This is a genomic window from Luteimonas salinilitoris, from assembly GCF_041300785.1.
GTDB classification, from domain to species: domain Bacteria; phylum Pseudomonadota; class Gammaproteobacteria; order Xanthomonadales; family Xanthomonadaceae; genus Luteimonas; species Luteimonas salinilitoris.
The window spans coordinates 1-19,298 of sequence record NZ_JBFWIB010000009.1; the positions used below are offsets into that span (position 1 = coordinate 1).

At 69.4% G+C, this 19,298-nt stretch carries 13 protein-coding genes; 6 read left to right on the forward strand and 7 right to left on the reverse strand.

Annotation, left to right across the window (positions count from 1 at the left end):
- Window positions 1–1,296, forward strand: a 1,296-nt coding sequence (locus tag AB5T46_RS13590) for a sugar porter family MFS transporter (RefSeq protein WP_370564538.1), incomplete at its 5' end; no start/stop codon positions are given.
- 1,176 nt (window positions 1,297–2,472) lie between these two features.
- Here AB5T46_RS13590 and pelA read toward each other — a convergent pair.
- The 5 genes from pelA to AB5T46_RS13615 are packed head-to-tail and all read right to left on the reverse strand — an operon-like array spanning window position 2,473 to window position 7,260.
- Window positions 2,473–3,630 carry a pectate lyase gene (gene pelA / locus AB5T46_RS13595; protein ID WP_370564540.1) on the reverse strand — a complete coding sequence of 386 codons (1,158 nt, stop codon included), beginning with the start codon at window positions 3,628–3,630 and terminating at the stop codon, window positions 2,473–2,475.
- Window positions 3,603–4,886 carry a TRAP transporter large permease gene (locus AB5T46_RS13600; RefSeq protein ID WP_370564542.1) on the reverse strand — a complete coding sequence of 428 codons (1,284 nt, stop codon included), beginning with the start codon at window positions 4,884–4,886 and terminating at the stop codon, window positions 3,603–3,605. Before AB5T46_RS13600 ends, pelA begins: the two co-directional genes overlap by 28 nt.
- 3 nt (window positions 4,887–4,889) lie before the next feature.
- Window positions 4,890–5,420, reverse strand: a complete 531-nt coding sequence (locus tag AB5T46_RS13605) for a TRAP transporter small permease (RefSeq protein ID WP_370564543.1) — start codon at window positions 5,418–5,420, stop codon at window positions 4,890–4,892.
- A gap of 8 nt (window positions 5,421–5,428) precedes the next feature.
- Window positions 5,429–6,421 (reverse strand): TRAP transporter substrate-binding protein, encoded by a 993-nt coding sequence (locus AB5T46_RS13610; protein WP_370564544.1) that lies wholly within the window; start codon window positions 6,419–6,421, stop codon window positions 5,429–5,431.
- Window positions 6,418–7,260 (reverse strand): 2-keto-4-pentenoate hydratase, encoded by an 843-nt coding sequence (locus AB5T46_RS13615; protein WP_370564545.1) that lies wholly within the window; start codon window positions 7,258–7,260, stop codon window positions 6,418–6,420. The genes AB5T46_RS13610 and AB5T46_RS13615 overlap by 4 nt, the downstream gene beginning before the upstream one ends.
- A gap of 178 nt (window positions 7,261–7,438) precedes the next feature.
- Between AB5T46_RS13615 and AB5T46_RS13620 the strand changes: the two genes are divergently transcribed.
- The 5 genes from AB5T46_RS13620 (at window position 7,439) to AB5T46_RS13640 (ending at window position 14,586) form a co-directional block, all read left to right on the forward strand.
- Window positions 7,439–9,091 (forward strand): pectate lyase, encoded by a 1,653-nt coding sequence (locus AB5T46_RS13620; protein ID WP_370564546.1) that lies wholly within the window; start codon window positions 7,439–7,441, stop codon window positions 9,089–9,091.
- A 210-nt stretch (window positions 9,092–9,301) separates the two neighbouring features.
- Window positions 9,302–10,633 carry a pectate lyase family protein gene (locus AB5T46_RS13625; RefSeq protein WP_370564547.1) on the forward strand — a complete coding sequence of 444 codons (1,332 nt, stop codon included), beginning with the start codon at window positions 9,302–9,304 and terminating at the stop codon, window positions 10,631–10,633.
- A 191-nt stretch (window positions 10,634–10,824) separates the two neighbouring features.
- Entirely contained in the window at window positions 10,825–11,841 is a 1,017-nt protein-coding gene (locus AB5T46_RS13630) for an alpha/beta hydrolase (protein WP_370564548.1), read from the forward strand.
- A complete protein-coding gene (locus tag AB5T46_RS13635) occupies window positions 11,838–13,466 on the forward strand; it encodes a carboxylesterase/lipase family protein (protein WP_370564549.1) in 1,629 nt (542 codons plus the stop codon). Before AB5T46_RS13630 ends, AB5T46_RS13635 begins: the two co-directional genes overlap by 4 nt.
- Before the next feature lie 280 nt (window positions 13,467–13,746).
- Window positions 13,747–14,586 carry a rhamnogalacturonan acetylesterase gene (locus tag AB5T46_RS13640; protein ID WP_370564550.1) on the forward strand — a complete coding sequence of 280 codons (840 nt, stop codon included), beginning with the start codon at window positions 13,747–13,749 and terminating at the stop codon, window positions 14,584–14,586.
- Window positions 14,587–14,637: 51 nt separating this feature from the next.
- Here the strand turns inward: AB5T46_RS13640 and AB5T46_RS13645 are convergent, their stop codons facing one another.
- Together AB5T46_RS13645 and AB5T46_RS13650 are read right to left on the reverse strand one after the other, a co-directional pair.
- Window positions 14,638–15,984, reverse strand: a complete 1,347-nt coding sequence (locus tag AB5T46_RS13645; RefSeq protein ID WP_370564551.1) for a pectate lyase family protein — start codon at window positions 15,982–15,984, stop codon at window positions 14,638–14,640.
- Window positions 15,985–16,098: 114 nt separating this feature from the next.
- A complete protein-coding gene (locus AB5T46_RS13650) occupies window positions 16,099–19,263 on the reverse strand; it encodes a TonB-dependent receptor (RefSeq protein ID WP_370564552.1) in 3,165 nt (1,054 codons plus the stop codon).
- Window positions 19,264–19,298: the final 35 nt, after the last annotated feature.

Consider the following 19,298-nt stretch of genomic DNA (forward strand, 5'->3'; position numbering starts at 1 on the left):
GACGGGCTGCGGATCGCGTTCGGGTCCGACTCGGTCGGCACCGGCTTCAACGTCGCCTCGATGCTGCTCGGCTGCGCGGTCGGCGCGTTCTTCGCCGGGCGCCTGGCCGACCTGTACGGGCGGCGCACGCTGCTGATCGTGGCGGCGGTGCTGTTCGTGGTCTCGGCCTGGGGCTCGGGGATCGCCGGCACGTCGCTGGAGTTCGTCCTCTACCGGGTGCTGGGCGGGCTGGCGGTGGGCGCGGCCAGCGTGATGGCGCCGGCCTACATCGCCGAGGTCTCGGCGGCGCACTACCGCGGCCGGCTGGCCACGGTGCAGCAGATCGCGATCATCAGCGGGCTGTTCCTGGCGTTTTTGAGCAACTACCTGCTGGCCAAGGTGGCCGGGGCCTCGATCCGGCCGCTGTGGCTGGGCTTCGAGGCCTGGCGCTGGATGTTCTGGATGGAGATCGCGCCGGCGGCGCTGTTCCTGGGGGCGCTGCTGTTCATTCCCGAGAGCCCGCGCTTCCTGGTGGTCAAGGGCCGCCGGGACCGGGCGCTGGCGGTGCTGCGCCGGCTGTACGGTGAACACACCGGTGCGGCCAAGCTGGCCGAGATCGAGGCCAGCCTGGCGGCCGACCACCACCGGCCGCGGTTCGCCGACCTGATCGCCAAGGCCACCGGCAAGGTGCGGCCGATCGTGTGGGTGGGCATCGGCCTGGCCACGTTCCAGCAGCTGGTGGGCATCAACGTGGTGTTCTACTACGGCGCGGTGCTGTGGCAGGCGGTGGGGTTCTCGGAGAACGATGCGCTGCTGATCAACGTGCTGTCGGGGGCGCTGAGCATCGGCGCGTGCCTGCTGACGGTGGCGCTGATCGACAGGATCGGGCGCAAGCCGCTGCTGTGGGTGGGCTCGGTGGGCATGGCGCTCTCGCTGGGGCTGGTGACGATCGCGTTCGCGACCGGCACGCTGGACGCCGACCACCGGCTGCAGCTGTCGGACGCGATGGGGGTGCTGGCGCTGGTGGCGGCCAACGTGTACGTGATCTTCTTCAACCTGTCGTGGGGCCCGGTGATGTGGGTGATGCTGGGGGAGATGTTCCCGAACCAGATCCGCGGCTCGGGGCTGGCGGTGGCGGGGCTGTTCCAGTGGGGCTCGAACTTCGCGATCACGATGACGTTCCCGGTGATGCTGGCGGGGATCGGGCTCGCGGCGACGTACGGGTTCTATGCCTTCGCCGCGTTCGTGTCGATCTTCTTCGTGCTGCGCTACGTGCACGAGACCCGCGGGCGCGAGCTGGAGCAGATGGTGGGGTGAGGCGCGCGCCGCGCCAAGCAGCTCCTACCGTGGCGACGAGGTAGCCCCGTCGCCACGGGCGGCATCCAGTGAATAGCCGCGCCAAGCACAGTTGCCATGGTGGTTCCGGAAGAGGTCTTCGGCTTCGGAACGAGCGGCGCCCGGGCCGGGGCATGCTCCCGGCTCGGTCCGCCATCCGCGCCAAGCAGTCCTTGCCGTGGCGACGAAGCAAGCCCCGTCGCCACGGGCGGCATCCAGTGAATAGCCGCGCCAAGCAGCCGTTGCAACCAAACAATCCCCTTGCCATGGGTTCCAGAAGAGATCTTCGGCTTCGGAACGAGCGGCGCCCGAGCCGGGGCATGCTCCCCGGCTCGGTCCGCCATCCATGGCGGACTCGCCGCCGCAGGCCATCCATGGCCTGCTCTCCGCATACCCCGGCCCGGACGCCGCACCGGCGATTTGGGATTGCCGGTTTCTTCAGCAGGGAAGATCGGTGCCGATGCTCCGGCTAGAGCGGCTTTGGCGCAAGTGTCGACGAATCCCTTTTCCGCACGGGCACCATCTCCCGCAAGCGGGAGAAGGGATCCGTCACGAATGGCGCTTACTTAAGCATCGTCATTCCCGCGGAGGCGGGAATCCAAGGACGTTGATTTCGATGGCTTGACGTCCATGGATTCCCGCCTTCGCGGGAATGACGAGCAAAAGCAGCAGACGTTGTCGGTTAAGTAAGTGCCATTCGGATCCGTCACTACTTGCGCCAAAACCGCTCTAGCGCCGCTCAAGTTCCGCAACGACTTCCCTTCCGGTACCGCGCTCTTCCGAAGTCGACCAGAGCTGGCGGCCGGGCACGACGGAACCGCAGTCCCGTAGAGCCGAGCTTGCTCGGCTAGGCAGGCTCCGGAGCCGAGAGCAGCGGAGCAAGCTCCGCTCTACGGGTCGGCGTCGTGGTGTGGGGGTAGCGGAGAGCAGGCCAGGGATGGCCGGACGGAAGGGCGGAGCGATCACCGCGCCGCGGCGCACGCTCCAGCGCGGCTGCCGAAGCCCCTGCTTCGCGCTCCTAAGGATCTCCGGCTTCAGCGGTAACGGCACAAAGCCACAGCCGCTAGAACACCCGCATCACCAGAAGCTCGCGTACAGCGCAACCAGGATCGCGATCACCGCGAATGCGCCGATGTGAAGGTGGAGGACGTGGGCGACTCAATCGCCGGAGGCGACCTCTCGCTTCCAGCGCGGATACTCGCGTTCGAGCAGCGCGCGCGGCCAGTCGCCGTACCACTGGTAGCCGGTGCGGCGTTCGCGCGGGATGTCGGCGTAGCGGGCGACGCGCTCACCGTCGCGGGTGGCCAGCACCACGCTGTTGTCCGTTGGATCGTAGAAGCGCGCCCACAGCGGCGGCGCGTCGGCGTCCTCGACCAGGCGCCGGTCGGTGGTGGCGGTGTGATAGCGGTAGCGGACCGGTTCGGCCGCGAAGGTCTCCAGGCGCACGCCGTGCAGCGCGACGTCGCGGAACCAGGCCACGGCGGCGTCGACCGCAGCGACCATTTCCGGCGACGGCGCGGGAATCGACATCAGGTAGCGCACCACCGCAACGCTCTCCTGCGTGACGATCGCCGGCAGTTCGAAACTGCGGCCCTGCGCCGGCGCCAGCGTGCGCGGATCGTATTGCCCGGCCCAGGCGGTCGCGCGCCCGTCCTGCCGCACCTGCAGGCGCAGCAGGCAGGCATCGCCGCGCGCCACCGTCGCGCGTGCACGCGCGCGCAGGTCGTCGTCGACGAAGGCGAAGCCGTCGCTGCCTGCCATCGCCTTGCGCAGCGTGGCCAGCACCCCCGGCGTGACCTCGTCGGCGATGGTGATCAGCGCGTGGTAGGGCGCGCTTTCCGGCACGGTATGCGGCCAGCCGCCGCATTCCTCGATCTGCTGCGCCAGGATGAACTCGAAGCCGCGCAGGCTCGCCTCGCGGAAGCGCGCGATGCCGGTCCGCGCATGCGCCTGCGCCAGGTATTCGACCTGGGTGTAGACGTTGCGGTTGTCGAAACTGCCGCCGGCGGTGCGCCGTTCGACCTCGAGCCGGCGGCGCTCGTCGTCGTCGAGGATGCGCGCCGGGTCCTGGTTCTCGCGCCAGCCGCCGTCGCGGCGCTGCTGCAGCACGATGTTGCCGGCGATCGCGGCGATGTCGTCGGGCGCATGGCGCGGGTAGTCGTCGCCATGCGTGTTCTGCCAGTGGTGGATGGCGTCTGCGAAACCGTCCAGCGGGATCGCTCCGGAGCCGCGCGTCGCAGCCGCCGTCGGCAGGACCGACGCGGCCGCGAACAGCAGCGCGGCCAGGCCTAGATCTTGAACAGCGCCGGCAGCCACAGCGACAGTTGCGGGAACACGGTGACCACCAGCAGCACGCCGAGCGCCGCCAGCCAGAACGGCCAGATCGACTTCAGCGACTCGCCGATGCCGATCTTGCCGATCGCGGCGCCGACGAACAGCACCGAGCCGACCGGAGGCGTGACCAGGCCGATGCCGCCGGCCAGCACCAGCACCACGCCGAAGTGCAGCGGGTCGACGCCGAACGCCTTCGCCACCGGCAGGAAGATCGGCGTGCAGATCAGGATCATCGGCGCCAGGTCCATGAAGGTGCCCAGCAGCAGCAGGATCACCGCGATCAGCAGCAGCACGGTGTAGCGGTTGTCGGCGATCGCGCCCAGCAGTTCCACCGCCGCCGCCGGCACCTGCAGGTAGGCCAGCAGCCAGCCGAACAGCGCCGCGGTGGCGATCACGAACAGGATCACCCCGGTGGTGCGCGCGGCGTGCGCGACCGCCTGCCGGAACGCGGACCAGTTGAGCATGCGGTAGATCGCCACCGTCACCAGCAGCGCGTAGACCACCGCCATCGCGGCGCTCTCCACCGCGGTGAAGACGCCGGCGCGGATGCCGACGAAGATCAGCGCCACCAGCCCCAGGCCCGGCAGCGCCGACACCAGCCGCAGCAGCACCGCGCGCATGCCCGGGAACGCCTCGACCCCGTAGCCGCGGCGGCGCGCGACCAGGTAGCCGGTGAACATCAGCGTCACCGTCATCAGCAGCGCCGGGACGATGCCGGCCGCGAACAGGTCGGCGATCGAGATGCCGCCGCCGACCGCGGCCGAGTACAGGATCAGGTTGTGCGATGGCGGCACCAGCAGCGCCACCAGCGCGCCGGTGATGCTGACGTTGACGGCGAAGTCGCGGTCGTAGCCGCGCTTGACCATCTGCGGGATCATCGTGCCGCCGACCGCGGACACGTCGGCGATCGCCGAGCCGGAGACGCCGCCGAAGAACAGCGACGACAGGATGCTGACCTGGCCGAGGCCGCCGCGGATGCGCCCGACCAGCGCCGCCGCCAGCGCGATCAGGCGTTCGGAGATGCCGCCGCGCATCATGATCTCGCCGGCGAAGATGAACAGCGGAATCGCGATCAACGAGGCGCTGCCGATGCCGGCGCCGACCTGCTGCGCCAGCACGATCGACGGCAGATCCAGATAGAACAGCGCCAGCAGCGACGCCGCGGCCAGCGCGTACGCCACCGGCACGCCGATCAGCAGCAGCAGGATGAACGCGCCGAACAGCAAACCGATCGCCATGCCTCAGCCCTCGCCCTGGGTACGGTGGCCGGCGAACGCCTGCGCCAGCTGCAGCAGCGCGAACAGCACCATCAGCAGTCCACCCAGCGCCAGCGGCAGGAAGGCGATGCTCTGCGGCAGCGGTGCGCCGGCCATGCGGATGTCGATCCCGTCGAACAGCAGGCGCGCGCCCCACCACGCCAGGGTGGCGCCGATCGCCACGATCACCGCGGCGGCGATCACCTCGCTCGCCCGCCGCAGCAGCGGCGGAAACGCCTGCGCCAGCAGATGGAAACGGAAATGGCGCTGCTCGTGCACGCCGGCCGCGGCGCCGAAGCTCATCGCGGTGCTCAGCAGCAGCAGGGTCACCGGCTCGGTCCAGCTCGGCGAATCGTTGAGCACGTAGCGTGCGAACACCTGCCAGCCCTGCACGGCGACCAGGCCGAGCATGGCGGCGCCGGCGATCGCGACCGCAAGCGAGGACAGCCGCGTCAGCCCGCGCTGCAGTGCCGGGGACGCGGGGGAGGAAGCGGTGTCGTGTTCGGCGGGACTCATCGGTCTCCTCAGGCGAATGCGCGGATGCGACGGTAGAGCGGCGCAATCTCGGGACGGTGCAGGTACTCGTCGAGCAGCGGCACGGCCGCGGCGCGGAACGCCGCCATGTCGACGTCGTTGAAGGCCACGCCGTGCGCTTCGACCGCCGCGCGCGCGGCGCTTTCCGACTCGTCCCACAGCCGCCGCATCACCTGCACCGAGGCGCGCGCGGTGTCGATCAGCAGCTCGCGGTCGGCCGGCGCCAGCGCCTCCAGGCTGCGGCGCGAGATCAGCAGCACGTCGGGGGCATAGGAGTGCTCGCTTTGCGACCAGTACCCCGCCGCCTCGAAATGGCGGCTGGAATGGAAGCTGCGCATGTTGTTCTCGGCGCCGTCGATCAGGCGCGTCTCCAGCGCCGAGAACACCTGGCCGAACGCCAGCGGCGTGGGATTGGCGCCGAACAGGCGCAGCAGCTGGATGAAGATGTCCGACGCCGGCACGCGGAACTTCAGTCCGCGCATGTCGTCCGGCGTGCGCAGCGGCCGCTGGGTGTTGTAGAAGCAGCGCGCGCCGCTGTCGTAGATCGCCAGTCCGACCAGGTCGCGCGCCTCGAAGCCGCGCAGCACCGCCTGGCCGACGTCGCCGTCGAGCGCGCGGCGCAGGTGCGCGACCGAATCGAACACGTACGGCAGGCACAGCGCCCCGGTCAGCGGGAAGGCGTTGTTGAGCGAGCCGGTGTAGACGCGGGTGATGTCGATGGCGCCGAAGCGGGCCATGTCGATCGCGTCGGATTCGCGCCCGAGCTGGCCGGAGTGGTACAGGCGGATGCGCAGGCGGCCGTCGGTCTCGCGCGCCAGCGTCTCGCCGATCCACTTCACCGCCTCGACCGTGGAATAGCCGTCGACGTGCACGTCGGTGGCGGTGAGTTCGCCGGTGGCGCCGCGCGCCAGCGCCGACAGCGGCAGCAGCGGCGCGACGCACGCGCCGAGGCCCGCGGCGAGAAAGCGACGCCGATCGATCACGGCGCCTCCACCGCCGTCGCCGCCACCGCATGACCCTCGATGTCGCCGTAGCCTTCGAACCGCACCCGCGTCGTCTGCCCGACCGCGATGTCGTGGATACCGGTGGCATTGCCGGTCGCGATCAGCTCGCCGGCCTTGAGCGGACGGCCGCGCCGGGCCGAACGCGACAGCGCGAAGGCGTAGGCGGCGCGCAACCCGCCCGGCAGCAGCGTCGCGCCGCCGGTCCCGACGCTGGCGCCGTCGATCCAGGTCTCCGCGCGCAGGCGCTCCTCGGGAATGTCGCGCCAGTGTTCGATCTCGCTGCCGAGGATCAGCCCGTTGTTGTTGCCGAAGTCCGACACCACCACGCGCGGGCCGAGCGCGTTGATCGTGGCCAGCGGACTGCTGGCGATCTCGATGCCGATGTGCAGCGTCGCCGGCAGCGCGGCCGCCTCTTCCGGCCTCCAGTCGATCTTGCCGTCCGGCGCATCGGCCTGCAGCCGCAGCACGTACTCGGCCTCGACCGCGGCGAAGCCGCCGGCGAACACGGGAAATCCGACGCTGCCGTCGGCCGGCCACAGGTTGCGGCGGAAGATCGGCCCGAGCAGGCGCTCGTCGCCGGAGTCGTCGCGGCGCGGCGGCTGGATGTACCCGACCTTCCAGCCGACCACCGCGTCCGGCCATTGCGCGATCGCCAGGTCCTGCACGCGGTAGGCGGCGACCAGGTCGTCCGGGATCGCACCCGGAAAGTCCGGCAGCGACGCGCCGGCCAGCCGTGCCCGCACGAACGCGTCGGCGATCGCGCCCGCGGCCTGTCCCTGGTCCGGCGCCGCCGTGGCGCTGTTGTTGCGGTTGCTCAAGCTGGTTCTCCTGCGGAATCGGATGTTGCGGCGCACATGGCCCGCTCTCGGCTATCCGTATATGGTAAACCGGTGTCATTTTCAATGTGCAGCGCGACATATGCCGGCGTCAAGTTGCACGACAGCAAAAAACGGGCGCAGAAGCCGGACGCGCATCCCACCTGAAGGAAAAACCTGCATGCCTCGGCATTCGCCCGGATCCCGTCCCGTCCCCGGTCTTCTGCGCCCGCTCGGGTCGCTGCTGCTTGCCGCCTGCCTGGGCGTCGCCGGCGGTGCCGCCGCCGCCGATGTGCCGACGCGCGAAGCCACCCTGGCGACCATGAAGCGCGCCACGCGCTTCATGGTCGAGGAGGTCGCCACCGAGGGCGGCTATGTCTGGTCGTACCTGCCGGACCGGTCGCGGCAATGGGGCGAGCTGGAGGCGTACCCGTCGATGATCTGGGTGCAGCCGCCCGGCACGGCGACGATGGGGCACCTGTTCCTCGACGCCTACCACGCCACCGGCGACGCGTACTACTACGACGCCGCGCGGCAGGCGGCCGATGCGCTGGTCGCCGGCCAGCACGACAGCGGCGGCTGGAACTACCTGATCGACACCGCCGGCGAGGACTCGCTGCGCAAGTGGTACGACACCATCGGCAGGAACGCCTGGCGCCTGGAGGAGTTCCAGCACGACTACGGCAATGCCACCTTCGACGACGGCGGCACCTCGGAAGCGATGCAGTTCCTGCTGCGCCTGTACCTGGAGAAGCGCGACGCGGCCTACCGGGCGCCGCTGGAGAAGGCGATCGACTTCGTGCTCGACAGCCAGTACCCGATCGGCGGCTGGCCGCAGCGCTACCCGCATGGCGAACCGGTGGGGCTCCACGGGCTGCCGGACTACACGCCGCTGATCACCTTCAACGACGACGTCGCCGAGGAGAACATCGAGTTCCTGCTCATGGTCCATCGGACGCTCGACTACGAGCGCGAACGGGTGCTGGACGCCATCGGCCGGGCGATGAACGCGTTCCTGGTCACCCAGCAGGGACAGCCGCAGCCGGGCTGGGGACTGCAATACACGACGCCGGACCTGAAGCCGGCGGGCGCGCGCAGCTACGAGCCGAACGGCATCGTCACCCACGCCACCGCCGCCAACGTGCGCAAGCTGATGGATTTCTACCGGCTCACCGGCGACAGCAAATTCCTCGCCCGCATTCCCGAGGCGCTGGACTGGCTGGACCGCGTGCGCCTGCCCGAGGCGCTGGTCGTGGACGGCCGTACCCACCCGACCTTCCTGGAGATCGGCACCGACAGACCCATCTACCTACACCGGCGCGGCTCCAACGTGTCCAACGGCGCGTACTACACCGACCACGATCCTGCGAACACCATCGGCCACTACGGCTCGACCCGCCGCATCGACGTGGCGGCGCTGCGGGCCGAGTACGAGGCACTTGCGAACACGCCCCCGGAGCAGGCGTCCGAGGGCTCCCCGCTGCTCAACGGCGGCAGCGCACTGCCGCGCTACTTCACCCTGCGCGACGTCTCGGTTTCCGACCTCAACGTCGGCGTGCTGCGGGGCCGGAACGACGACGTCGCGCCGGAGGCCGCGGCTGCGCTGATCGACTCGCTCGACGCCCAGGGCTGGTGGCCGACGGAACTGCGCTCGACCAGCCATCCCTACATCGGCGACGGACCACGGACGCCGCCGCCGGGCGACTACGCGCAGACCCTGGTCGGCGATGCCAGCGACACCTCGCCCTACCGCGCCGAAACGCCGGTCATGGGGATCTCGACCGGTGCCTACATCGAGCACATGGGTACGCTGATCAGGTACCTGGAACCGTAGGAGCGCGCCATGCGCGCATGGCGCGCTCCTACGGCGGAGGCCGGTCATCGGTAGACGAGCCTTCAGTGCCCGGAAAGACGACCGCCATGTTGCAGTGCACATGGCGCAGGCAGCGGACTTTCGTATACGGTTAACCGGTGTCATTTCGACGCTGCCACGTGGCAGCACCGTCGCGAAATGCCGACGGAACCGCCATCCGGGAGGAAATCGATGTATCCGTTCACGTCATTGCTGGCGCGCGTGCTGCTGCTGTCGCTGGCGCTCGGCGGCCCGGTGTCGCCGGTCCTCGCCGCCGACCAGGCGCTCGCCTTCCCGGGCGCGCAGGGCTGGGCCGCGCACACGCCGGGCGGACGCGGCGGGCAGATCCTCCGCGTCACCACGCTCGCTGCCGACGGCCCCGGCTCGTTCGCCCAGGCGGTGCGGACCAAGGGCCCGCGCACCGTGGTGTTCGAGGTCGGCGGCGTCATCGACCTCGGCGTCGAGGAAGTGCGCATCGACGAGCCCTACCTGACCATCGCCGGGCAGACCGCGCCGCAGCCGGGCATCACCCTGATCCGCGGCGGACTGGTGATCGCCGCCCACGACGTGGTGGTACGCCATATCCGCGTGCGTCCGGGCGAGGCCGGCCGGGCCAAGCGCGAAGGCCCCGACTTCGATGCCATCACCACCTTGCGCGGCGCCCGCGACGTGATCGTCGATCACTGCTCGCTGACCTGGGCCTCCGACGAGAACCTCTCGGCCTCCAGCACCCGATTCGCCGGCGAGACGCCGGAGGAGTGGCTGCGGAATGCCTCGCGCCGGATCACCTTCAGCAACAACATCATCGCCGAGGGGCTGGCCGATTCGGTGCATCCCAAGGGCGAGCACTCGAAGGGCTCGCTGATCCACGACCACGTCAACGACGTGCTGATCGTCGGCAACCTGTACGCGCACAACTTCGAGCGCAACCCGCTGTTCAAGGGCGGCGCCCGCGGCCAGGTGCTCAACAACCTGATCTACAACCCCGGCCAGAAGGCCGCGCACTACAACCTGATCGCCGAGGAATGGCTGGGGCACACGTACCAGACCGGGCAGATGATCCTGCGCGGCAACGTGATGCGGGCCGGGCCCGATACCCGCGAGCTGGCGTTCTTCATGATCGGCGGCTCCGGCGACATGGAGCTCTACGCCGAGGACAACCTGGTGGTGGACACGATCGGCGAAGCGCTGCCGCAGACCGGCCGCTACACCACCGCGCCGGTCGACCTGGTCGAACTCGAGGCGGCGCCGGAACTGCCGTTCGGCGTCGAGCTGCTGCCGTCGGCGCAGGTGCAGGACGCGGTGATCGCCGGCGCCGGCGCCCGCCCCTGGGACCGCGACGACATCGACCGCCGCATCGTCGCCGACGTGGTCGAGGCGCGCGGCGCGATCATCGACAGCGAGCAGGAGGTCGGCGGCTATCCCGACCACCCCGAAACGCGCCAGGCCTTCGTGCCGGAGGACTGGGACCTGGACACGATGGAGCCGCGCAAGCCGCTCCCGCGCGGCGAACCGCTGCGCTGATGGCAATGCGGGATTCGGCCGTCGCTCCGTGCTCTTTCGGCGAAGGGCGTGCTGCGCTGCCCCTCTTTGGAAAAGAGCACATCCCCCCTGCCCCCCTTTTTCAAAGGGGGGTAGAAGCCGAGCTTCGGATCGGGCGCAATCCCCAACGCTTCCCTCCCTTTTTCAAAGGGGGAGGTTCCGGACGCCGAGGAATGCGAGCGGCACTGGTGGGCCTGGCGCTCGCGATTGCCGCATCGCCGACGACCGCGGCGCCCGCGCCGTCCAGCGAGTCCGCTGCCGAAGCCGCGTCTCGGATCTGGCTGTGGCCGGACCGTACGGCGCCCGGTTCGGAGCGGATCACATCGCACCAGGCCATCGTCGAGCGCAGCGCCGATCCGGCGCTGCCCGACCGCATCATCACCGGCGTGATCCAGCCGTACCTGGTCGTCTACCGGCCGCCGCGGCCCGACGGCAGCGCGCTGCTGGTGATTCCCGGCGGCAGCTACGAACGCGTGGTGCTGGACAGGGAGGGCACGGCGCTGGTGCCGGCCTTCGTCGAGCAGGGCGGCGTCACCCTGTTCGTGCTGCGCTATCGCCTGCCCGGCGACGGCCACGAAGGCGAGCGCGATGCGCCGCTGGCCGACGCACAGCGCGCGCTGCGGCTGATCCGCACCCGCGCCGACGAGTGGAACCTCGACCCGGCGCGGATCGGCGTACTGGGTTTCTCCGCGGGTGGGCATGTCGCCGCCAGCCTGGGCACGCGCTTCGACGAACGCGCGTACGCACCGGTCGACGCGCATGACGACGCCAGCGCGCGCCCGGACTTCATGGCACTGGTCTATCCGGTCATCGACATGGGCGAAGCTTCCGCGCCGATCTTCCACCCCGTCTCGCGCGAACGCCTGCTCGGCGCCGCGCCGCTCCCGGAGCAAGCGGCCGCCTATTCCCTGCAGACCCGCGTCGGCGCCGATACGCCGCCGACCTTCCTGCTGCACGCCGCGGACGACGACGCGGTACCGGTGGAGAACAGTCTCGTGTTCCACCGAGCGCTGCGCCGTGCCGGCGTACCGGCCGAGCTGCATGTGTATCCGCACGGCGGCCACGGCTTCGGCGTGCGCGGCGCTTCCGGTACGCCGCTGGCGCTCTGGCCGGAGATGGCGATGGCGTGGATGCGGGCGCAGGCGCCGTCTCCGATCCGGCACGAACCTTCGAGCGACCGCACGCCATGAACGATCCGAACTCCACCGACGAAACGAACCACCTCGACCGCCGCGGCTTCCTCAAGGGCGCCGCGGTGCTCGGTGCCGGCCTCGCCCTTCCCGCCTGGGCGCATGCCGCCGCGGGCGAGGCGTCGGCGCTCGCCACGACGCGCAGCGGCCGCGTCCGCGGTTACGCGGATCGCGGCGTGCACGTGTTCAAGGGCGTTCCCTACGGCGCCGATACCGCCTCGCGCCGCTTCCTGCCGGCGCTGCCGGAGCTCCCCTGGGACGGCCTCCGCGACGCCACGGCCTACGGCGCCTCGGCGCCGCAGCGGAGCCGGGACGAGACCACGAGCGAGGACTGCCTGTTCCTCAACGTGTGGACGCCGGGCCTGCGCGACGGCGGCCAGCGGCCGATCCTGTTCTACATCCACGGCGGCGGCTTCAACAACGGCTCCGGCAGCGACCCGCTGTACGACGGCGTCAACCTGTGCCGGCGCGGCGATGCGGTGGTGATCACGGTCAACCATCGCCTCAACGCCTTCGGCTATCTCCATCTCGCCCGCCTCGCCGGAGACGAGTACGCCGTCTCCGGCAACGTCGGCCAGCTCGACCTGGTGCAGGCGCTGCAATGGGTGCGCGAACACGCCGACGAGTTCGGCGGCGATGCCGGCAACGTCACCGCGTTCGGGCAGTCCGGCGGCGGCGCCAAGATCGCCACGCTGATGGCGATGCCGGCGGCGAAAGGGCTGTTCCATCGCGCATGGACCATGAGCGGACAACAGGTGACCGCGGCCGGCCCTCGTGCCGCCACCCAGCGTGCCGAGCGCTTCATCGAGGCCGCGGGCCTGGCGCCGGGCGATATCGACGGCCTGTTGCGCCTGCCGCCCGAACGCCTGCTGGAAGCGGCGAAAGCGCGCGACTTCTCCCGCGTCGAGGACAGCAGTCTCTACTTCGGCCCGGTGATGGACGGCGGCAGCCTGCGGGTGCACCCGTTCTGGCCCGAGGCGCCCGTGCAGTCGGCCGGGATCCCGATGGTGATCGGCAACACGCGCGACGAGACCCGCGCCTTCCTCGGCAACGATCCCGCCAATTTCGAGCTGCGCTGGAACGACCTGCCGGCGAAGCTGGAGAAGCAGCAGTTCGTCGACATCAATCCGGACGTGGTGATCGCCGAGTACCGGCGCATGTACCCGGACTACACGCCGTCGGACGTGTTCTTCGCAGCCACCACCGCAGGCCGCTCCTGGCGCGGCGCGGTCGAGGAAGCCGAGGCGCGGGCGCGGCAGCGGAGCGGCGCACCGACCTGGGCGTACCAGCTCGACTGGTATCCGCGCGGCGGCGACGGAGAGACGTTCCGCGCCTTCCACACCCTCGACATCCCGCTGGTGTTCGACGCCCTCCGCAGGCCCGGCTCGCGGACGGGCGAGAGTGTCGCCGCGCAGCGGATGGCTGCACGCATGAGCGAGGCATTGCTCGCGTTCGCGCGCACCGGCGATCCCAACCATGCGGAGATCCCCGCGTGGGCGCCCTACTCGCTCGACAAGCGCGAAACGATGGTCTTCGACGATGCCAGCCGGCTCGAGAACGACCCGCGCGGCGGCGAGCGCCGGCTGTACCGGCGCGCCCCGTTCGTGCAGCGCGGGACGATGTGAGCGTGTGGAACCATTGAAAAACTGTCGTCGTTCCCGCGAAGGCGAAGTGCTTCACAACAGCGAAGCTGGTCAAGCGCTTTTCAACAGCGCAAAGCGCTGGTCAACCCATGGACGTTGGGCTCTAGAAAGGCAAAGTCCATGGATCTTCGATCCCCGGCCCTCACGCACAGCGTTCGGGCGTTCGAGACGGGCGCGAGCCAGTGGCTCGTAAACGCCCGCTCCCACCCCCGCCTTCGCGGGGATGACGAACCAACTGCCAGATTCTTCCGAAGGTGACCTGATGAAGTCCTTGCTCTCCCTCCCGCTACTGCTCGCCGCAAGCCTCGCCACCGCACAGGACGCCCGTCCACCGGCAACCCCGATCCGCGCCGACAAGATCATCCTGGTCGGCGACTCGACGACCGCGGTCCAGAGCGGCTGGGGCTCCTCGTTCTGCTCGCATCACGTCAGTTCCTTCATCGCCTGCCTCAACCTCGCGCGCGGCGGCCGCAGCAGCTACAGCTACCGTGCAGAAGGTTCATGGGACATCGCGCTGGCGGAGATGAAGACGGGCGCCTACGACCGCACCTGGGTGCTCGTGCAGTTCGGCCACAACGACCAACCCGGCAAGCCCGGCCGTTCGACCGACCTGGCCACCGAGTTCCCGACCAACATGCGCCGCTATGTCGAGGAGATCCGTGCCGCCGGCGCGCGGCCGGTGCTGGTCACGCCGTTGACGCGACGCATGTTCAAGGACGGCCGGCTCGACGACGACCTCGCGCCGTGGGCCGATGCGATCCGGAAGGTGGCGAAGGAGATGGATGTCCCCCTGGTCGATCTGCACGCGCGCAGCGTCGCCGCGGTGCAGGCGCTGGGCCCGGCGCAGTCGATGCGCTTGGCCGAGATCCCGCCGGTCTCGTGGATGATCGCCGCCGCGCAGACCGGCACCACGATCGACCATGAGGTGCCGCCGATGCCGGACGTACCGCCCGATCCCAGCGGCCGTCCGCCGCTCGGCCAGCCGAAGTGGCAGTTCGACTACACCCACCTCGGCGTCGAAGGTGCGGACTTCTTCGCCGCGATCGTCGCCGACGAACTGAGCCGTGCGGTGCCCGAGCTGCGCGAGCGGATGTATCCGTGACGAGCTGAAAGCCCCGCGACGCCATCCCGGCGCCGCGGGGAGGGAAAGCGGCTACTCCAGCGGTCCGGCGTGGACGCTCACCCGCGCAGGCACCGACTGGGTCGGATCGATGCGCTTGAACAGCGTCGGCGTCCAGTCGACCTCGCTTCCGATCGCGGTGCCGTTGGCTGCGTTGTAGGCGGCGATCACGTCCACCGCGTTGTGCCGGGAAACGCCATTGACGTAGGTGCCCGCGACATGCGCCGCGGTGCCGTTGAAGATGCCGATGAACCGGTCCGGGGTCACGTCCGGCGGCACGAGGAAGGCGTTGTTCTCGGCGTACAGCTGCGACTCGATGCCCAGGCCCCAGCTGTAGCCATAGCGGCCGGCGCCCTCGCTACTCAGGCTGTAGAGGTTGTTGTAGACGTGGGCCTGTCCGAAGCGCAGCCGCGGCACCCGCTGGGCGAGATCGTGGAACAGGTTGTGGTGCAGGGTGATGCGCAGCCGGCCCCGGTCGGCGCTGGCGCCGTCGGACGAGCCGACCAGCATGGCCTTGTCGTGATCGGCCAGCACGTTCCACGAGACGGTGACCAGGTCCGACGCGTTGGTGATGTCGATCAGCCCGTCATGCACCTGGAAAAGCCTGCCGAAGTAGTGCGGCAGCGTGTCGTCGGCGGTGGCGTCGTCGAGCAAGGTGTTGTGGTCGATCCAGACGTGGGTCGCGTTGCGGATCGAGATCGCGTCGTACAGCGAGTTCCAGTTGCCGGCTGAGCCGTCGGTCGGGTCCCACTGCGGGAAGCAGTCATGGGTGTCGGCGAAGGTCAGGTTGCGGATGATCACGTTCGCAGGCGCGTTGTCGCTGCCGCTGCCGGGACGGATGTCGAACCAGGCGCCGCGGATCGCCGCGTCCGGGCCGACGCCGACGATGGTGGTGTTGGACGGAATGCGGATGCGGATGCGCGACTGCTGAGCGGAAGCGGAGGCGCGGCGCGCGCGTTCCTGCGGACCTTCGGGCTCGCTGTCCCGGCCCCAGACCGCGGGGTCGTAGTCGGCCAGGTACTGCTCGAGCGAGTACAACTCACCGGTTTCGGGATCGGGACGGGCGTAGTCCTCGCAGGCGAGCGGGTTGCCGTCGGCATCGACGTTGGCGTCGATCACGCCCGCCACACGGATGATCTTCGGGGTGGCGTCCGGGTGGCCCAGGGCGGCGACCAGCGCGTTGCGATCGTGCACTGTGTGCACGCGGGCGACGTCGGCGGCGCTGCCACCGGTGGTGCCCAGCGGCAGCGCTTCGGTGGCGGCCGAGGCCCAGCCGTCGCCGGGGGCGATGGCTTCTCGTTCGAGGCTGGACAGGTCGGTGGCGTTGGCAGCCAGTGGAAGCAGCAGCAGCGAGAGGCAGGCGGTGCGAATGCGGTTCATGGGATCACTCCTTCGTGCAGGAATGGAACGTGAGCGGCGGGCACCCGGTGTCCCGGGGTGCCCACGCCTGGGCCGGCGAACCCGCCGCTTCCGCGAGGATCCGCCGGCGACCGGTCAGAACCTGTAGCGGACGCCGGCGTAGTACTGGCGGCCGGTGTGGGTGTAGCGGTCCGGCAGCGACAGCTGCGAATCGACGTAGCGCCGGTCCTCCGTGTCGAGCAGGTTGATCGCCTCCAGGGTCAGGGTCAGCTTGTCGTTGACCCGATAGGACATGTTGAAGTCGACGTTGCGCACGCTGTACTTGCCGGTCACGTCCGGCGTGGACAGCTGGTTGCCGTCCAGGTCCCAGACGTCCTCCTGGCTGAGGACGTTGTTGATGTAGCCGTCGCGATAGCTGGTCGATATGCGCGCGCTGAAGGTCTTGTCGTCGTAGTACAGGGTCGCGTTGTACGAGTTCGGCGACAGGTTGACCAGGTCGTTCTCGGTGAAGGTGGTCACCACCGTGGTGTTGCCGTCGGCCGAGCGGCTGAACATGTACTGGATCTTCGATTCGACGTGGGTGTAGTTCAGCTGCACGCCGAAATTGCCCCAGAGGCCCGGCAGGAACGTGAACGGCTGCTGGTAACTCAACTCGTAGCCCTTCAGCGGTCCGCCCGGCGTGTTGTAGTAGCTCTGCACGTTGAACAGCGTGTCGGCGGTGAACCCTTCCGGCAGCAGGTCCAGCGAATATCCCATGTCGCCCCAGGTGGTCAGCAGGCGGGTGCGCTGGATGTAGCTGTCGATGTCCTTGTAGAACACCGCCGCCGACAGCAGCCCGCCCTCCCGGAAGTACCATTCCGCGCTCAGGTCGTAGTTGGTGGAGCGGAACGGATCGAGCTTGGGATTGCCCAGGTTGATCGAGTACACGCGGCCGTCGTCGAAGTAGCCGCTCGGCCCGCCGCTGACGCTGGGCGACAGCTGGGTCAGCGTCGGCCGCGCCATGGTCTTGGCCGCGCCGAAACGCAGCACCAGGTCCTCGCCGACGTCCCAGGCCAGGTTCAGCGACGGCAGCACGTCCCTGTACTCGTGCTCCACCACGCTGGCGACCAGCAGCCGCTCGCCGGGTTCCGAGGTGGCGTTGGCGACGCCGAAGAAGCTCTCGCAGGCGCCGGACAGATCGTCCGCGTTGCCGGCCGTGCACGGCGCGTAGCCGGAGGCGGTGATCTCGGTGTCGACCAGGCGCACGCCGAGGTTGCCGCGCAGGGGACGGTCCAGCAGGTCGGTATTGAAATCCAGCTGCAGGTAGGTCCCCATGCTCTTTTCGTTGACCTGGAAGTTGTTGTTGGACGCGCCGAAGTGGCCGAGTCCGGCCAGGCGGTAGTCGCCGCCCTGCGCGCCGGTGTCGCAGTCGCAGTAGATGTCCAGCAGCTGCGCGATCTTGTCGAAGTCCGGGATCAGCCAGTCGCCCGGCATTCCGCTCAGGCCGCGGCCGAAGCCGGACAGCGTGGTGCTCAGTTCGGACACGCTGACGCCGGACGGCAGCGCCTGCGCCAAGCGGCCGAAGCTGACATGGCGGTACTCCTCCGAGCGCATGTCGTAGTCCTTGTATGCCAGGCCGGTGCGGAAGGTGAAGGTCGGGTTGAGGATGAACTCGAGGTCGACCTTGGCGGTGTCGAACGCGTTCCTGATGTACTGCGGGTTCAGCCGCACCTCGCTGATGTTGCCGCCGCGCGCGGTGCCGTTGTCGTTGACCGGCACGTTGCCGTAGCCCAGCCACGACCAGGCGCCCGCATCGCCGAGATCGAACGGGAACGTCATGCGCGGCAGGTTCCGGTCGTCGCGCATGTCGAGCGCGAAGCCGTCGAGATTGGCGTTGTCGAAGCTGACCAGCGAGAACACCGGACGCGCGTAGTCCGAGGTCGAACGGCCGACCAGCACTTCCGCCCGCGCGGCATCGTTGAAGCGGTGCTCCAGGTTGAGGCTGAACTGCTTGAACTCGGTGTTTTCCTCGATCTGGCTCGATTCGGTGCGGAAGTCCACGTTGTCGAATGCGCCGTAGACCAGCCGGTTTTGATCGTCGACCTCGGCCTCGCGCACGATGATCTGGGTCTTGCCGCCGAGGTTGGCGGAGCGGTGCAGGTTGGCGCCGAGCGAATCCTCGCGCTGGTCCTTCTCGAGCCTGGAATACATGCCGTCGAAACTGAGCAGCGTGTCGTCGCTCACCTTGAACTGCAGCGCGGCGGTGACGCCGAGGCGTTCGATCTCGTGATGGGTGCGGATGTAGCGCGGGTAGCGCGGGATCCAGGCGTTGGTCGCGGTCTCGTAGGCGGCGATGTTCTCCGGCGTCCCCTCCGGGCGCGGCAGGCCGGCACCGCAGTTCTGCGCGTCGATGCCCCAGGTGCCCCAGCCGTTGTTCGAAGTCGGATCGTCGAGCTCGCCCTGGGTCGGGTTGCGGGGCGTCTGCGGGTCGTAGCCGGCCGGGCTGCAGAAGCCGTAGGTGCCGTTGTTGTTGGCGTTGCCCTGGTTGGCGTTGCGGTGGTTGCCGTGCTCCCAGCGCACCGGGTTGTAGCCTTCCTCGTAGATGTTGCGCTTGCTGTAGGACGCGGACAGCAACGCGCCGACGCGGCCGTCGGCCCAGGTGTTGCTGATCAGCCCGGAGATGCGCGGATCGTTCTTCCTGGACAGCTCGTTGTAGCCGTACTGGCCGCTGAGCGAGCCCTGGAAGCCGTCGAAGTCGAACGGCCGCGAGCCGCGCAGGTCGACGGTCGAGCCGAGCGAGCCCTCGTCCATCTGCGCCGACTGGGTCTTGTTCACCTTGACCTGGCTGAACAGTTCCGAGGCGAAGACGTTGAAGTCGAAGCCGCGGCTGCGGTTGGGGCCGGCGCTGCCGCTGCCGGCGGTGGACAGCGCCTCCAGGCCGTTGAGGCGCACCCGGGTGAAGTCGGCGCCGAGGCCGCGGATCGAGATGCGCTGTCCCTCGCCGCCCTCGCGGTCGATCGACACGCCGGCGATGCGCTGCATCGACTCGGCCAGGTTGAGGTCCGGGAACTTGCCGATGTCCTCGGCGAAGATCGCGTCGACCTGCTCCACGCTGTAGCGCTTTTCGTCGAGCGACTGCTGCAGGCTCTCGCGGTAGCTGCCGGTGACCTGGACGCGGTCCAGCTCGGTGGGTTCGTCCCTGGGTTCGGCGGCAGCGGGCGGTCCTTCCTGGGCGGCCGCCAGGCCGCTGGCGAGTGCCAGGCCGATGGCGGCCGCGAGCAAGGTAACCGGTGTCTTCCGAAAATTGGTCGAATTCTTCAAGGTTTTCCCTCCCGGGGAGTCCTGGATTGGCTTGC

What these genes read in the sequence shown, in the direction of transcription:
- AB5T46_RS13635 (WP_370564549.1), top strand. Translation starts at nt 11,838, where the DNA reads ATGAACGATCCGAACTCCACCGACGAAACGAACCACCTCGACCGCCGC.
- AB5T46_RS13605 (WP_370564543.1), bottom strand. Translation starts at nt 5,420, where the DNA reads ATGAGTCCCGCCGAACACGACACCGCTTCCTCCCCCGCGTCCCCGGCA.
- AB5T46_RS13620 (WP_370564546.1), top strand. Translation starts at nt 7,439, where the DNA reads ATGCCTCGGCATTCGCCCGGATCCCGTCCCGTCCCCGGTCTTCTGCGC.
- AB5T46_RS13630 (WP_370564548.1), top strand. Translation starts at nt 10,825, where the DNA reads ATGCGAGCGGCACTGGTGGGCCTGGCGCTCGCGATTGCCGCATCGCCG.
- AB5T46_RS13640 (WP_370564550.1), top strand. Translation starts at nt 13,747, where the DNA reads ATGAAGTCCTTGCTCTCCCTCCCGCTACTGCTCGCCGCAAGCCTCGCC.
- AB5T46_RS13645 (WP_370564551.1), bottom strand. Translation starts at nt 15,984, where the DNA reads ATGAACCGCATTCGCACCGCCTGCCTCTCGCTGCTGCTGCTTCCACTG.
- AB5T46_RS13600 (WP_370564542.1), bottom strand. Translation starts at nt 4,886, where the DNA reads ATGGCGATCGGTTTGCTGTTCGGCGCGTTCATCCTGCTGCTGCTGATC.
- AB5T46_RS13625 (WP_370564547.1), top strand. Translation starts at nt 9,302, where the DNA reads ATGTATCCGTTCACGTCATTGCTGGCGCGCGTGCTGCTGCTGTCGCTG.